This is a genomic window from Streptomyces sp. NPDC023838 (assembly GCF_040639555.1).
In the GTDB taxonomy this organism is placed as follows: domain Bacteria; phylum Actinomycetota; class Actinomycetes; order Streptomycetales; family Streptomycetaceae; genus Streptomyces.
Map to the genome: position 1 here is coordinate 84,748 of NZ_JBFAAD010000001.1, position 15,353 is coordinate 100,100.

Annotated in this window: 12 protein-coding genes; 4 read left to right on the forward strand and 8 right to left on the reverse strand. The window is 71.3% G+C overall.

What is annotated here, in order from left to right; translation table 11 throughout:
• Positions 1–185: 185 nt before the first annotated feature.
• The 3 genes from AB0G17_RS00460 to AB0G17_RS00470 all read left to right on the forward strand — a co-directional run bounded on the left by AB0G17_RS00460 (position 186) and on the right by AB0G17_RS00470 (position 3,695).
• A complete protein-coding gene (locus AB0G17_RS00460; protein WP_361373926.1) occupies positions 186–2,570 on the forward strand; it encodes a nitrate reductase in 2,385 nt (794 codons plus the stop codon).
• Positions 2,567–3,058, forward strand: coding sequence for a hypothetical protein (locus tag AB0G17_RS00465; protein ID WP_361373928.1), 492 nt, complete (start codon positions 2,567–2,569; stop codon positions 3,056–3,058). Before AB0G17_RS00460 ends, AB0G17_RS00465 begins: the two co-directional genes overlap by 4 nt.
• 187 nt (positions 3,059–3,245) lie before the next feature.
• The gene (locus tag AB0G17_RS00470; protein WP_361373930.1) at positions 3,246–3,695 is read left to right on the forward strand and encodes an SRPBCC family protein; all 450 of its coding nucleotides are present in this window, start codon (positions 3,246–3,248) and stop codon (positions 3,693–3,695) included.
• Between the two features lie 197 nt (positions 3,696–3,892).
• Here AB0G17_RS00470 and AB0G17_RS00475 read toward each other — a convergent pair whose 3' ends face one another.
• The 3 genes from AB0G17_RS00475 to AB0G17_RS00485 all read right to left on the reverse strand — a co-directional run bounded on the left by AB0G17_RS00475 (position 3,893) and on the right by AB0G17_RS00485 (position 7,007).
• Positions 3,893–4,534: a DUF1772 domain-containing protein gene (locus tag AB0G17_RS00475; protein ID WP_361373932.1), complete on the reverse strand. Its 642-nt coding sequence runs from the start codon at positions 4,532–4,534 to the stop codon at positions 3,893–3,895.
• 323 nt (positions 4,535–4,857) lie between these two features.
• Entirely contained in the window at positions 4,858–5,385 is a 528-nt protein-coding gene (locus tag AB0G17_RS00480) for a hypothetical protein (RefSeq protein ID WP_361373934.1), read from the reverse strand.
• Between the two features lie 95 nt (positions 5,386–5,480).
• Positions 5,481–7,007: a tetratricopeptide repeat protein gene (locus tag AB0G17_RS00485; RefSeq protein ID WP_361373936.1), complete on the reverse strand. Its 1,527-nt coding sequence runs from the start codon at positions 7,005–7,007 to the stop codon at positions 5,481–5,483.
• A 108-nt stretch (positions 7,008–7,115) separates the two neighbouring features.
• Between AB0G17_RS00485 and AB0G17_RS00490 the strand changes: the two genes are divergently transcribed.
• Positions 7,116–7,550: a helix-turn-helix domain-containing protein gene (locus AB0G17_RS00490; protein WP_361373938.1), complete on the forward strand. Its 435-nt coding sequence runs from the start codon at positions 7,116–7,118 to the stop codon at positions 7,548–7,550.
• 98 nt (positions 7,551–7,648) lie between these two features.
• On the opposite strand, the gene AB0G17_RS00495 is transcribed toward AB0G17_RS00490, so the two are convergent.
• The 5 genes from AB0G17_RS00495 to AB0G17_RS00515 form a co-directional block, all read right to left on the reverse strand.
• On the reverse strand, positions 7,649–7,957 hold the full coding sequence (locus AB0G17_RS00495; RefSeq protein WP_361373940.1) for an SCO5918 family protein: 309 nt from the start codon (positions 7,955–7,957) through the stop codon (positions 7,649–7,651).
• An 83-nt stretch (positions 7,958–8,040) separates the two neighbouring features.
• Complete coding sequence (locus tag AB0G17_RS00500; RefSeq protein ID WP_361373942.1) at positions 8,041–9,504, reverse strand: DEAD/DEAH box helicase; 1,464 nt, start codon at positions 9,502–9,504, stop codon at positions 8,041–8,043.
• Positions 9,505–9,817: 313 nt separating this feature from the next.
• A complete protein-coding gene (locus AB0G17_RS00505) occupies positions 9,818–10,021 on the reverse strand; it encodes a cold-shock protein (protein ID WP_361373944.1) in 204 nt (67 codons plus the stop codon).
• Positions 10,022–10,435: 414 nt separating this feature from the next.
• A complete protein-coding gene (locus AB0G17_RS00510) occupies positions 10,436–13,486 on the reverse strand; it encodes a condensation domain-containing protein (RefSeq protein ID WP_361373946.1) in 3,051 nt (1,016 codons plus the stop codon).
• Entirely contained in the window at positions 13,476–15,353 is a 1,878-nt protein-coding gene (locus AB0G17_RS00515) for a non-ribosomal peptide synthetase (RefSeq protein ID WP_361373948.1), read from the reverse strand. The genes AB0G17_RS00510 and AB0G17_RS00515 overlap by 11 nt, the downstream gene beginning before the upstream one ends.

The following is a 15,353-nucleotide window of genomic DNA, read 5'->3' on the forward strand; positions in this document are numbered from 1 at the left end:
TACACCGCGCTCCAGGAACCTGTTCTCGTTCCGGCGCGGGCGCTCGCTCGTATTAGCTGGAACGGCTCCGTGTGGGGCGATGAGCGCGCGCAGATTCTCTTGCGCGCTGCAAGAGTGGGGATGCGGGACGCGGCGGACGAGGGCGCCCGCGCGCCCGTGACGGATCTGTCTGTGGAGGTGTGCCCGTGACCACCCGCCCCGAGCGCATCGACAACCCGTGGGGCCCGCGTACCCCCTACGCACCGGGCACCCCCTGGCCGGACCGTACCGACTCCCACCTCGCTCCCGGACTCAGCGAGCAGGACGTGGACCGGTGGGTGCAGTCCGCCTCCTTGCTGCACTCCAACGGCGACGCCATGGACATCGCCGTACGCGAGGGCCGCATCGTGGGGGTACGGGGCCGCACCACCGACCGCGTCAACCGTGGCCGGCTCGGGCCCAAGGACTTGTACGGCTGGCAGGCCAACCACGCCCCCGACCGGCTCACCCGCCCGCTCGTACGCGACGGCGGGCGCCTGGTGGAGTGCGACTGGGAGACGGCGATGGGGCGGATCGTGACCCGCTCCAAGGAACTGCTGGAGCACCAAGGGCCCGGATCCATCGGCTTCTACACCACCGGGCAGCTGTTCCTGGAGGAGTACTACACCCTCACCGTGCTCGCCCGCGCCGGCATCGGCACCAACCATCTCGACGGCAACACCCGCCTGTGCACCGCAACCGCCGCCGAGGCCCTGAAGGAGACCTTCGGCTGCGACGGCCAGCCTGGATCGTACGAGGACATCGACCACGCCGACGTGTTGGCTCTGTTCGGCCACAACATGGCCGAGACGCAGACCGTACTGTGGATGCGCGTCCTGGACCGCCTCGCCGGGGCCACACCGCCGCGGCTGGTGTGCGTGGACCCGCGCCGCACGCCGGTGGCCCAGCGCGCCGAGGTCCACCTCGGGCCGCGCTCGGGCACGAACGTCGCCCTCCTCAACGCACTGCTGCACGAGGTCATCCGCACCGGCCGGATCGACCGCGACTACATCGACGCCCACACCGTCGGCTTCGAGGAACTCGCCGCACGGGTGAAACCGTGCACACCCCAGTGGGCCGCCGGGATCTGTGACGTACCCGCCGCGGCCATCGAGCACGCCGCCGAAATCATCGGTGGCGCCCAGCGTTTGACCTCGACCGTCCTGCAGGGTGTGTATCAGTCCCACCAGGCCACCGCGGCCGCCGTCCAGGTCAACAACCTCCATCTGATCCGTGGCATGCTCGGCCGACCCGGTCGCGGGCTGTTGCAGATGAACGGTCAGCCCAGCGCGGAGAACACCCGAGAATGCGGCGCCAACGGCGACCTGCCGGGCTTTCGCAACTGGGAGAACGACAAGCACGTCGCCGACCTCGCACGGATCTGGAACGTCACCCCGGACCGCATCCCGCACTACGCACCGCCCACCCACGCCATGCAGATGTTCCGCTACGCCGAGCAGGGCTCGCTGCGGATGCTGTGGATCAGCGGCACGAACCCGGCGGTATCCCTGCCGGAGCTCTCCCGTATCCGCTCGATCCTTTCCCAGGAGCGGCTGTTCGTCGTGGTGCAGGATCTCTTCCTCACCGAGACGGCCCAGCTGGCCGACGTGGTCCTGCCCGCCGCGACATGGGGGGAGAAGACGGGCACCCTCACCAACGCCGACCGCACCGTTCACCTGTCGGAGAAGGCGGTCGAGCCACCCGGCGAAGCCCGCACCGACCTGGACATCTTCCTCGACTACGCCGCCCGCATGGACTTCCGCGACAAGGACGGCGAGCCCCTGATCACCTGGCGCGACCCGGAATCGGCGTTCGCCGCCTGGCAGCGGTGCAGCGCCGGGCGCCCCTGTGACTACACCGGCCTCAGCTACGCGAAGTTGCGCGAAGGCAGCGGCATCCAATGGCCGTGCACGGAGCAGGCCCCCCACGGCACCGCCCGCCTGTACACCGACGGGATCACCTTCGCCGCTGCCGACATCTGCGAGACCTACGGGAAGGATCTGGTGACCGGGGCTTCGGTCGATCCCGTCGAATACCGGTCCCTCAATCCGGACGGCAAGGCGGTCCTCAAAGCAGCCGAGTACCTGCCGCCCCACGAGGGAACCTCCGCCGACTTCCCTCTCCAGCTGATCACCGGTCGCACTGTCTACCACTTCCACACCCGCACCAAGACCGGACGCGTCCGCGAACTGAACGCCGCCGCCCCCGACGTATGGGCCGAGATGTCACCCGCCCAAGCCGCCGACCTGGGGCTGTCCGACGGTGACATGGTGCGGGTCAGCACCGCGCGCGGGGCGGTACGTGCCCGGCTGCGCACCACCGGGATGCGCGAGGGGATGGTGTTCATGCCCTTCCACTACGGCTACTGGGACACACCGGGCGGGTACCGGCCGGCCGAAGACGGAGCCGGACGGGCGGCCAATGAGACGACCATCAGCGACTGGGACCCGGTCTCCAAACAGCCCATGTTCAAGACGGCCGCGGCCCGCGTCACCCGCGATGACACCCCCGGCGGGCCCCAGAGCGACGAGGCGACGAGAGGCAGGTCATGACGGGCATCACCGTGACGCTGCGCGCTCTGCACCACGGCGAACGCGACCTGGAGCGAGAGCTGCTGGCCGCCGCCGACCGCCACCGTACCGACCATGAGTTCCACCACGTCGCCACCGATGTCGCACGCTGGTCGCACGAGCACGCCGCACGTCTCGCCGACGTCGCCCGCCACCACGGCCTGGAGCTGTCCGCGCCACCTGACGACCCGTCACCCGCGGCGCTCGGCGCCCTGCGGGAGAAGGGCACCGAAGCGCTCGGCGGGCGACCCGAGCCGGGTCTGCTCCTGCTGCACGATCTGCGCCACCTGCACCTGGCGGCGGCGAGCAACTCCCTGTACTGGGAGATGCTCGCCCAAGCCGCGCAGGCGACCCGGGACGAGCGGCTCCTCGGCCTGGCCACGTCCTGCCACCCGCAGACCCTCCGCCAGATGCGCTGGACCAACACCATGCTCAAGGAGGTGTCACCGCAGCTCCTCACCAGCACATAGACCGATGCCGGGGCATCCGCGACCGCGGCGTCGGGCTTGGGCCGGTTGCCGCGTACACGCCTGGCGTCCCCGCCCGGGCGGGTGGTGTCGGCACGGCCCGGCGGGGCAGGCGCGGCGGCAGGGGAAGGTATGTCCGCGTCCGTCGGCAGCTGCCGGGGGTGACCCGAGTCGTGAAGGGATGTTCCTGATGTCGCAGGTGAAGCAATCGATCGAGGTTGATGTGCCGGTGACGACGGCCTACAACCAGTGGACCCAGTTCGAGTCGTATCCGCAGTTCATGGAGGGTGTCGAGCGGATCGAGCAGCGTACGGACACACTGACGCACTGGGTGACGAAGATCGCCGGGGTGGAGCGGGAGTTCGACGCGGAGATCACCGAGCAGATCCCCGACGAGAAGGTCGCGTGGGTGACGGTGGGAGGGGAGACCGAGCAGTCCGGGCTGGTCACCTTCCGGCCGATCGACCCGGTCCATACCGAGGTGACGCTGATGATGGACTTCGACCCCGAGGGTATGGCGGAGAGTGTCGGCGACAAGTTCGGTTTCATCGACCGCCAGGTCAAGGGTGATCTGCAGCGCTTCAAGCACTTCATCGAGGACCGCGGCGCCGCGACCGGCGCGTGGCGCGGCAGCGTCTGACTGGTCGGCGTCTGCCGCGAGGTGCTTGTTCCAGCGGCCGGTAGCCGTCGCGCCCCTCTGGACCGTGGCCGGCTCCCTGCGCGGCGGCTGGACCACGGGTATGACGGCCCCGCCGAGGAGGCGGCCACGGGCGGGGCCGCCGCGGGAGGACCGCGGCGGCCCCGCCGCAGGCAATGGCCAGTGCGGGCCTGGAGTTCTCACCCGTTGCCGGGCTGGGGTGTGGCGCGACCGTGGAGCACCAGTGCACGTACGATGCCGCCCAGGGCCGCGAGGCACAGGAGAGTACGGAAGATGTTGGCGGTCTCCCAGGTTCCCTTGAAGTCCTCGATCACCGAGTAGTCGGTGGAGGGGCCCGGGTGGCCCAGGTCGGCCAGCTTGTTGTTGAGAGGGATGTTGATCCCCATGGTCAACAGCAGTACGGCCAGGTAGCAGAGCGCGGCGGCCAGGAGCCACCACCCCATCGTGCGCCGCCCCTTGCGGAAAGCGCGGACCGCAACCCACGTGGTGACGGCCAGCGCGCCGATGAAGACCAACGCGAACAGGCCGCTGCCGTCGATGACGGAGTTGAAGTTCTGCATGGCGGTGGCGTACGTACGGTCATCCGCCTTGCCGAGGCCCGGCATCACGGAGACGTCGAAGGCGAAGAAGAGACCCGCCATCAGACCCATCGTCAGGGCGGCAGCGCCCAGAAGTATTCCCGTCAGCCGGTCCCGGGAGTCGTGCGTGTCCGGTGCGGGGGCCTTGCGAGAGCGGAGTTTCGCGGCCGGCCGACCGGCCGACGCCCCGCCGGCCACGTCGGCGGGCGGGCAAGTACTGCGGGACATCGGTGCGTGACTCATGAAGCCCTCCGGGTGGCATTGACAGTCTGACCGGCCATACGCGTCCGGCGCGTTGCTCGATCGCGGCCACCGGGGCGCGGGGGCGCCGTACTGGACAAGGCCCCCGCCGCACCTGGTGACGCACTCATCCCACCGCGAAACCCCCCGCCCGAACATGGCGCAGACGCTCAACGGCATACGCGAGTGTCCAGAGCGGCCGGGTGAGGGCTGGGCGAATTCCTCAGTCGAACTACAGCTGGCCCTAGCGCCCCTGAGCCACCGACGAACAGAGCGCGGTCCGGGGAGCCCAGGGTGCCGTCACAGGCACGCTGACCGCGCGACTGCTACCACCCGTCCTGTGCCGGTCCGACGATGCGTGCTCCCACCTTTGACGCCAGCCACGCGACGCGCCCGTCGTCTCCGTGGCGCGAGTGGATGAACACGGTGTGCTCGCGGGCGGGAGTCTCGCAGTAGATGTCGTGGCTGCTACAAGCGATCTCCAGCTCGGCGTACTTGTGTTCCTCTTCGAGACCCAGCTCGGGTACACGAGGCCATGTCATGTTGTGCCAGAGCACGTAGAGCGGGCAGATGTCCACGCCGGCCCGAAGGGCCTCCGCTGCCTGCCCGAAGGTACTCAGGCCCATGTTCACCGAGATGGGAATCTTGCTGCCGCCCTTGCCGTAGGACTGGAAGCGCGCATCCGGGAAGAGTGCGGTCAGTCGCTCCAGATCAGTTTCCGTCCGTGCCCACGCCTCCAGGTAGCAGGCCGCTGACACGTACGAGGAAGCGACCATGAGGAGCTCCTGCGCCAGAGCGAGCGCCTCGGGCAGTTCTGTCGTCCTCAGAACGGGGTATGCCTGCGTGTTTCCCATGATCGGAATCATGGCAGGAGCGCCGATCCCGCTCGAGCGCATATCCAGGGAGTGGTGCCGCCGACCGAGCCCGGCCCCGTAGAGGGCTGGGAACGCTAATCCTCCAGCAATGCCCGTGCGTAGTTGCTCAGGGAGCGGTTGTAGCGCGTCAGGTGGGGGGCGAGGGCGCTGAGTGCGAGGGAGACGGCTTCGCGTTCGCGTCCTGAGTCCACCAGGGCCAGGGCCAGGAAAGCGGTGAGGGCGTCGTCGAGTTCGTCGGAGCCCCTGGTGCGCTCGGCGGTGAGCAGGGCGGTGCTCTCTTTGAGTTCGCCCAAGTTGCGCAGGGTGCTGGCGAATTGGATCGTTGCGGGGCGGCGCAGGTCGTCCGGCAGGCCCGCTGCGAAGGCGTCACGGTAGTGCGGTGCGGCTTCTCGCTCGTATCCGGTCGAGTCGTAGGCCGAACCCATCCAGTACGAGGCGAGGGCGTCGCCCGGGGGACGCTCGTCGACCAGTGCGCGTACGGCGGCCACGAAGTCGTCGCGGTCGTAGCTGTCGAACTCGGCCCACAGGGCGTCCATCCGCCGCAGCCACTCCTGCTTCGGCGCCGGGCGGGAGGGCTCGGACCTTCCCGATGCCGATGCCGATGCGGATACCGATGCCGGTTCGGGCTCTTCGCGGCCGGTGCCGGTCGATGCCATTGTCAGGACGATCTTGCCCCGAGTCCGGCCGGACTCGCTGGATTCGTGGGCCCGGGCGGCGGCTTCGAGCGGCAGGACCTGTTCGACGGCGACCCTCAGGGCGTGCCGGTCCACCAGGGCGGCGATGTCCTCCAGGTCGGTGCCCGACGGGGTGAAGCCGAGTTCCACCAGGCGCAGGCCGGTTGCCTGGGCGCGCTCGCGGAGTTCGGTGCGGTCCGGCCCGGTGCCCCGTACGTCCACGAGGATGCCGCCGGGCGCCAGCACTTGCAGTGAACGCAGGCCGTGGTCCCCGCTGATGGGGTCGATCACGATGTCGATGCCGCGCACCTCCTGCGTGAAGTCGGTGGCCGTGTAGTCCGCGACTTCGTCGATGCCGAGATCGTGCAGGAAGGCGTGGTGCGCGGAGCGGGCGGTGCCGACGACGTACGCGCCGTGCGCCTTGGCGATCTGGACGGCGAGGTGGCCTATACCCCCGGCAGCGGCGTGGACGAGGACACGCTGTCCCTCGCGGACCCCGGCGGTGCGTACGAGGGCCTGCCATGCGGTGAGTCCCGTGACGGGCAGCGCCGCGGCGTGCGCGAGGTCGAGAGCGGCCGGGGCGGCGGCGAGGGAGCTTTCGGGCACCGCGGCGTACTCGGCGTACGAGCCGTGAGGCGGAAAGGCGACCCCGAAGACGCGGTCGCCCCGCCGGAACCGGGAGACGTTCGAGCCGACCGCCTCGACGGTGCCGCTGAGGTCCAGGCCGAGCGTGAACGGCGGCTCACCGAACCGGCGCACCTCGCCCGAACGGATGCGCCAGTCGGCCGGGTTGACCCCGGCGGCGCTGATCCGTACGAGCACTTCGCCGGCGCGGGGTTCCGGTCTGGCGACCTCGACGAGTTCCAGGACCTCGGGGCCTCCGTAAGCGTTGAGGTCCACGGCGCGCATGGTGCTGGTGCTGGCCACAGGAGCTCCTCCTCGAATGTGTGAGCGTTGCGAGCGGGCGACGATCTTCATCTTGGGAGGAGGGGTACCGATTGTAAAGTAGGCACCCTTTTGATATCTAGGTACCTCATGGATACCGAGTCGAAGCACTCCGAGGCGGAGGCGCTGCATGCGACCTACCGCAGCGATTGCCCCTCCCGCACTGTCGTCGAAGTACTGGCCAACAAGTGGTCGATGTACGTCCTGGCCGCACTGCGACGGGCGCAGGGCCCCATGCGCTTCAACGAACTGCGCCGACTCCTCGACGGAATCACACAGAAGATGCTCACGCAGACCCTGCGCACCCTGGAGCGCGACGGCTTCGTCGAACGCACCGTGTATCCCACCACTCCGCCGCGCGTCGAGTACGCGCTGACCGAAGTCGGCCTCGCCGCAGGCAGGTTGACCACCGCGATCGCCGACTGGTCCGTCGAACACGCCCGGGAGATCCTGGCTGCCCGCCAGGACTACGACGCCCGGTCCCAGATGCCGACGCAAGCCGTGGTGGCCGTTCCGCGCCGATGACGTTCTGGACGAGTCCGGACAGCGATGAGGGCCCTGCCGACGCGCGTCGGCAGGGCCCTCATCCGTTCGGGTGCGAGCACGGGGGCCCGGCTGGGGTGTTACGCGGGAGTGGGCGCGCCCAGCATCGCCGACGCCGTCTGGAGCGGCGTCATCGCACGGACGGGCATCGCCTCGGGGAGCGCGCGGCAGGCGAAGCCGAGGAGGGTCATGGCGCGGACGACCTCCCGGGCGCTGAAGTCGCGGCGGTCCTGCCGGGTGATGACCTCGCCGACCTGCATGACGGGGTAGCGGCGGCGGCCGATGAGCACGGACTGGCCGTCGACGGGCTGGGGCTTGATGCCCTTCATCGCGTCCTCCACCCCGCTCTTGGTGAGGTCGAACGGGAAACGGGCGATGACGCAGCGCATGGTGCCTCCAGGGGGAGTGGAGAGAAGTGAGGGGGGAGAGGGGCGGGGTCGGCGCCGGTGCCGGCCCTGCCTTGTGCCGGGTGCTACGCCGCCGCTTCCGCGCTCGGCCGCTGCTGGTCCGTACCGCGTACGCGCCGGTCACGTCCCGTACGGCCGCGGCGGCCACGCGACGGGGCGCCGGCACTGCGGCGGGGGCGTTCGGCCACCGGTGCGGTGATGGTGACCGGGATGCCGGAGGGGGCCTGAGCACCGGTGATGCGGTTCAACTCGGCGTCGCCCGCGCGTACTTGGGTGGTCTGGGGGACGATCCCGGCGGTGGCCATCAGGCGGCTCATGTCGCGGCGCTGGTTCGGCGTCACCAGGGTGACGACGCTGCCGGAGGCGCCCGCCCGGGCGGTGCGTCCGCCCCGGTGGAGGTAGTCCTTGTGGTCGCTGGGCGGGTCGACGTTGACGACCAGGTCGAGGTCGTCGACGTGGATGCCGCGGGCCGCCACGTTGGTGGCCACCAGCACCGTCACATGGCCGGTCTTGAACCGGGACAGCGTCCGGGTGCGCTGGGGCTGGGACTTGCCGCCGTGCAGCGCGGCGGCTCGTACGCCACTGCTGAGCAGGTGCTCGGTGAGCCGGTCGACGGCGTGCTTGGTGTCCAGGAACATCAGCACCCGTCCGTCCCGGGCGGCGATCTCGGTGGTCGCCTGGTGCTTGTCGGCGCCGTGGACGTGGAGCACGTGGTGCTCCATGGTGGTGACCGCGCCCGCCGAGGGGTCGACGGAGTGGACCACCGGGTCGGTCAGATAGCGGCGCACCAGCAGGTCCACGTTGCGGTCCAGGGTGGCGGAGAACAGCATCCGCTGCCCTTCGGGGCGCACCTGGTCCAGGAGCGCGGTCACCTGGGGCATGAAGCCCATGTCGGCCATCTGGTCGGCTTCGTCGAGGACGGTGATGGCGACCTGGTTCAGCCGGCAGTCGCCGCGCTCGATGAGGTCCTTGAGGCGGCCGGGGGTGGCCACCACGACCTCGGCGCCGGAGCGCAGCGCGCCGGCCTGCTTGCCGATCGACATGCCGCCGACGACGGTGGCGAGGCGCAGCCTCAGCGACCTGGCGTACGGGGTGAGCGCGTCGGTGACCTGCTGGGCCAGCTCGCGGGTGGGGACGAGGACCAGCGCCAGCGGCTGCTTGGACTCGGCGCGCTGTCCTGCCGTACGGGTGAGGAGCGCGAGGCCGAAGGCGAGGGTCTTGCCGGAGCCGGTGCGGCCTCGGCCCAGGACGTCGCGGCCGGCGAGCGAGTTCGGCAGGGTGGCCGCCTGGATCGGGAACGGCACCGTCACGCCCTCGGCGGTGAGCGCCGCGAGCAGGGGGCGGGGGAGGTCCAGGTCGGCGAAGGCCTCGACGGCCGGGAGTGCGGGGGTGAGCGTCACCGGCGGCGCGAATTCACCCTGGGGGGCGGAGGGGCGGCGGCCGTAGCCGGTGCGCGGGCCGGACCGCATACCCGTGCGTGTTTCGGAGCGTGTCCGGGTGAAACGGTCGTTCGAGCGTGAGCGGTTCATGGGGAACCTTCCTTGATGCTGCTTGCTGCGGCACGTATCAAGGAATTCCCGGGGAAAATGGTCTGCACGGGGAATCGCAAGAACGAGCCGATCAGATGCGCGGAGCGCGGAACGCGGAGTACGAAGCGCAGCGTACGAAGCGCGAAGCGCGGGGTGGGTGCGGACCGGGAGGTGTTCCTCGCGGCGGTCCGCTGGAATGCGGGCTGGACCGTGGCCGTGGCCCGAAAATGAAACGAGCTGGGGCCCGCACCCCAAGGTGCGGGCCCCAGCTGCGACGGACGCGTCCGCGTCTACGTCGATGTTTACGTCAAGATCAGGCGGGAACGATGTTCTCGGCCGTCGGGCCCTTCTGGCCCTGACCGATGTCGAAGTTCACCTTCTGGCCTTCCTGAAGCTCACGGAAGCCCTGGGCGGCAATGTTCGAGTAGTGGGCGAACACGTCCGGACCGCCACCCTCCTGCTCGATGAAGCCGAAGCCCTTTTCCGCGTTGAACCACTTCACGGTGCCAGCAGCCATGTCAATCTCCTTCGGGGCATTCTCGGAACCCGCACTGTGCGGACGCCGTGTCACTGCGATGATTACCCCACCCGGAGAAAAACCGGGACATACAAAAGCGCTCCCACCAGCCTTGACGGGCGGCGAGGGCACTTGAAGTTTTTGGGAACCACAACTGCAACTGAGATCGACAGTAGCACGGCATGGGGGAATCCGCACTGCACAAAATGCGCTTCCGCCCGGTCGGGCGAGAAATTCTGAGCGCGTGGTGCACCGAATTCTCCTACGGCGGGAACAGTTTTTGATTGCCCGGCGGGACGGCATTTACCGCCCCGCCCCGCCCGGGCCCCCGGCCCCGCGCTGCGAGGCGAGGGCCGGGTCCGCACGATCGCGTCGCGCCCCTCACCGGTGAGTCACGCCCTCAGGCGCTCACCGTCACGGGCCGTCGATCATCTCGGCCAGCACCGTCCGCCGCTCCTCGCCCGGCCTGGCCCGCAGCGGGCGGGCCAGGCGTCGGCTGTCGTAGTGCCAGCGGTGGTCGAGGTCCTGCGGAACCTCATCGATCTCGCGGATCTCGGCGCGGGTGCCGAGCAGTTCCGTGAGGTCGTGGGCGAGGTCGTGCCAGGACACGTGGCCGCTGCAGGCGTTGGCGACGCCGTGCAGCGGGCGGTCCAGGCATTCGGTGACCGCGCGGGCCAAGGCGGCCGCGTGCACCCAGGCGGCTCCGTACCAGGGGTGTCCGCCGGTGCCGGGACGCGGCACCTCGATGGGGCCGCCTTCGTGAGCGGACTGGTAGAGCCTGCCGATCGCTCCCCAGCGCAGTTGTTCGCGCAGCCGCTGGTGCGCGCCCCAGACGAGCGGTGACCGCACGGCGCTCGCTCCGCCGCGCCCTTCGGTTCCCGCGGCGCGCAGCACCATCTCCTCGCAGTCGAGCTTGGCCCGCCCATAGGGGCTGACGGGCTCGTGGGACGGTGACTCCTCGGCGATCTGGTCCGCCTGGGGGTGCCCGTAGGCGTCGACGCTGCTGACGAAGACGAACGGGCCGCGCCGCCAGGCTCCGGTCATCGCCTCCATCGCCGCCAGGTCCACCTCGGGGCGGGTGAAGGTGGAGGCGGCGTGGATGATCGCGTCGGCGTTCGCGACGGCGTCCCGCAGTCCGGCCGGATCGGAGAGGTCACCCTCGACGACGTCGACGCCGTCGGCGGCGATCAGATGGGCGGACTCGGGGCGGGCCAGGGCCAGTACGGGGCGTCCCTGGGCGGCCAGTTCGCGCAGCAGGAACGCGCCCACACCACCGGTCGCGCCGGTGACCAACACGGTGCCGGGGCGGACGGCCCGGGACCGGCCCGGCTTGCGCGCGGCCTTCGCGGCCTTCGCGGCGCTCTGCTGCGCCGCACGCTCGTCGAGCAGTGCGGTCAGCGCCCGGGGCGTACGGGCCTGGAGCACATCGAGGCCGGTGAGCGGCAGTTGGAGCTGTGTACGCAGCCGTTCGGCGAGCTGCACGGCGACCAGGGAGTGGCCGCCGAGCGCGAAGAAGTCGTCGTCGGGCGAGGGGACCGGACCGAGCAGCGCGGCGAAGGTCGCGGTGACGGCTTCGGCTCGCGGCCCGGACAGGGCGCTGGGCGCGGGCAGCCTGGGTAGCCGGGTGCTGTCGAGGGTGGCGCCGGCGGTCTTCGGCAGTGCGTCGAGCAGCGTGACCGCGGCGGGTACGGTCTCGGGCGCGAGCGAGCGGCGCAGCAGGGCGAGCAGTTCGTTGCCGGAGGGGCCGACGCTGTCGTTCAGGACGGCATAGGCCACGGGCGGCCCTTGGGCGGGCTGGACGACCATGGCGTCGACCACCTGGGGATGGGCGCGCAGGGCCTGCGCCGCAGGGTGCTCGGCGCCGCCCGGGGCACCGTCCCCTGCGGCAGGGGTGGACTGAGCCGCTGGGGCGGTCCGGCCCACCGGCTGAGTCCGCGCCCCGGGGACACCGTCCGGGTCGGCCGGCTGTGGTGCGTGTGGACCCGGCTGGTTGCCGGAAGCCGGCTGTGTGCTGAGGCCGAGCAGCTTGCTCAGCGCGGTCTTCGGGTCACCCGCCGCCGCGTCGAGCACAGCGGCGTAATCCCGTACGGTCGCCAGCGCCGCGGCCTCGTCCAGCGCGTTGGGGGCGTACTGGACGAGTGCCTTGGGCTGCCTGGCCTTGCTCAGGTCCAGGCCGTACGAGAGGGTGAACTTCGCGCCGTCGGTGGGGATGTCGACGTATTCGGCCGACGTGCCCGGCAGCCGGAGCACCGTGGGCTCGCCGAGGACGTCGCAGGTGACGCCGACCAGTGCGGTGCCATCGGTTCCGCGCGCTGTGGCGCCCAGGTGGTCGAGGACGAGGTCGAAGGGGATGTGCCGGTGGCGCTGAGCCTCCAGCAGCGCGTCCCGCACCCGGTGGAGCAGGTGGGTGAAGGTCGGGTCGCCGGAGAGGTCGACCCGTACGGGCAGGGTGTTGACGCACAGGCCGACCAGGCCGCGCATGGCGGTTCCGCTGCGGTGGGTGCCCGCGACGCCGATGACGAGGTCGTCGTCGCCGGTGACGCGGTGCAGCGCGGCGAAGGCCGCGGCGAGCGACACCGCGAAGAGGGTGGCGCGCTGCTCGGCACCCAGTGTCCTTAGGGTGTCGGGGAGTTGGGGCGCGAGCGGCACGGTGTGCACCGCTGCCGGACGGGCGGGGTCGTGCGCCGCCGCCTGGGCCGGGAGAGGCAGCCGGGGCGGGGCGGCGTCGGCCAGCAGGCCGCTCCACTGTTTGAGTTCCGCCTGGAGACCGGGGATCTGGTCGTGCTCGCGGCGCGCGTAGTCGGCGTACTGCGGTGGTGTGGCCAGGGTGTGGCTGCCGTCGTCGGTGGCCGCCGTGTACAGGACCGCGAGTTCGTCGGCGACGGTTTGCAGTGAGCCACCGTCGACAGCGATGTGATGGAGCGTCAGCAGTACGGTGTGGTCCTGCGGCCCGTGGCGCAGGACGAGTGCCCGTACGGCCTCGCCCACCGCGAGGTCGAACGTCCGCGCCGCCTCCTGCCGCAGCAGCGCCGGGGCGTGCGCGGCGGGACTGTCGACGACGGGGACCGACACGGTCCGCGGCGGCGGCAGTATTTCCTGGCAGGGCTCGCCCTCCTGCTCCGTGTAGCGGGTGCGCAGGATCTCGTGGCGGGCCACCAGCGCGGTGAGGGCGGTGGCGAACGCGGCCGCGTCGAACGGGCCACGCACCCGGGTGGCGAAGGGGACGTGGTACGAGTCGCCCGCACCGCCCAGCCGTTCCACCAGCCACAGGCGGCGCTGGGCGCGGGAGAGCGGGAGGCGGCCACCGCGCCGACTGGGCTCCCCCGGCGCGGGGACGCGCGCGTCCGGGGACGCGTCGTGTGCTGCCGGGGGGTGCCCGGCGGCCTTGGCGCGGGCCCGGCGCAGCAGTTCCCGCTGGAGCTGCTGCTGGGGAGTGCGCGCCGTGGGGTCGGCGTCAGTGGGCATCGCTGTGCTCCGGGGTTTCGGGGTGAAGGTCGCTGTGGGCGGCCAGCAGGGCGCGTTCGACCAGGGCGGCCTGCTGGGCGACGGTCGGAGCGGCGAAGAAGTCGGCGAGGGCGAGCTCGACGCCGAGTTCCTCGCGCAGGTCGTCGGTGACGGCGAGGGCGAGGAGGGAGTGGCCGCCCAGGGCGAGGAAGTCGGCGTCGGCACGGGTGACTTCGCTGCCCAGTGCCTGGCTCCACACCTCGGCGACGGCCTGCTCCAGTGGTGTCAGTGCCGCCACCGGCGCTTCGGCGGGGCCATGGGCGGCCGTGCGGGCGAGTTCGGTGAGCGCGCGCCGGTCGACCTTGCCGGTGGGGCTGAGTGGAAGGTGTTCCACCAGGGTGACCGTGTCGGGCACGAGGTGGGCGGGCAGAACGGCGGCCAGCCGCTCAGGCAGCGCCGTGGCAGGGGGCGTGGCCCCCGGGGCGGCGACGACGAACGCGACGAGCCGCGCTTCGAGGGGGCTGGTGCGATCGACGGTGACGGCGGCGTCGTCGACGTCCGGCTGCTGGCGCAGAGCGTGTTCGACCTCCGCGGGCTCGATGCGGAAGCCACGGACCTTGACCTGGTCGTCGTCGCGGCCGTGGAAGTCCAGGATGCCGTCGGGCCTGCGGGAGACGATGTCGCCCGTACGGTAGAGGCGGCCGGCGTCGGGGTGGTCGACGAACCGCTCGGCGGTGAGGTCGGGCCGGCCCGCGTAGCCGTGGGCGAGCCTGCTGCCGCCGATCCACAGTTCGCCCCGCGCGCCGTCGGGGACCGGCCGGCGGTCGGCGTCCAGGACGTGGACGGTGGCTCCGGCGATGGGCCTGCCGATCGGCAGCGGTGCGTCGCAGTCGTGCGGGGCGACGGTGTGGGCGGTGGCGAAGGTGGTCGTCTCGGTGGGCCCGTAGCCGTTGACGAGTTCCAGCCAGGGGAAGGCGGTCAGCACGTCACGGGCGGGCGCGGCGGCCATGGCCTCGCCGCCCACGATCACCGAGCGGAGCTGGGCGAAGACGCGGGAGCGGCGGGCAGCGAGCTGGTGGAAGAGGGCGGTGGTGAAGAACGCGACGGTCACCCCGTGGCGTTCGACGTGCCGGGCCAGGTCCTCCAGGGAGGGGCGCTGCACGGTGCAGACGACGACTGCGGCGCCGTTGGCGAGTGCGGCCCACACCTCGAACGTCGAGGCGTCGAAGGTCATCGGGGAGTGGAACAGGACGCGGTCGCGGGCGGTGACGGTGAGGTAGTCCGGTGCGGTGACCAGTTCGGCGATGGCCCGGTGCGCGATGGTGACGCCCTTGGGGCGCCCCGTGGAGCCGGAGGTGAACATGATGAACGCCGGGCTCTCCGGGTCGGCCTCGTCCACCAAGTCACCGTCGCCCAGCGGCGCTTCGGGCAGGGCCAGGACCGGGCCGGTGAGCGCGGCGGCGTCCAGCAGCTTCGCGTCCCCGAGAGTGAGGGTGACGTCCGCGTCGGCGATCACCGCTTCGGTACGGGGCCGGGGCTGGGCGGGGTCGAGCGGCACGCACACGGCTCCGGCCCACCACAGCGCGAGCTGGGCGATGAGGGTGCGGGCGGAGCGGGCCGTCAGGAGTGCCACGCGGTCGCCGGGGACCACCTGGTGGTCCCGCAGGTGGGCGGCGAGGGCGCGCCCCTCCTGGGCGAGACGGCTGTAAGTGAGGATGGTGTCGCCGTCGACCACGGCCAGGGCGTCGGGGGTGCGTTCGGCGTGCTGGGCGACGAGTGCCGGCAAAGCCGCCGCCGACGCCGGCGCGGCACCGGGTGTGTGGGCACCGGGAGGGGTCGCGGGTGCGCGATCCGCCGTGTCGGCGGGCTGCGGAAGGGTGGAAGTCAT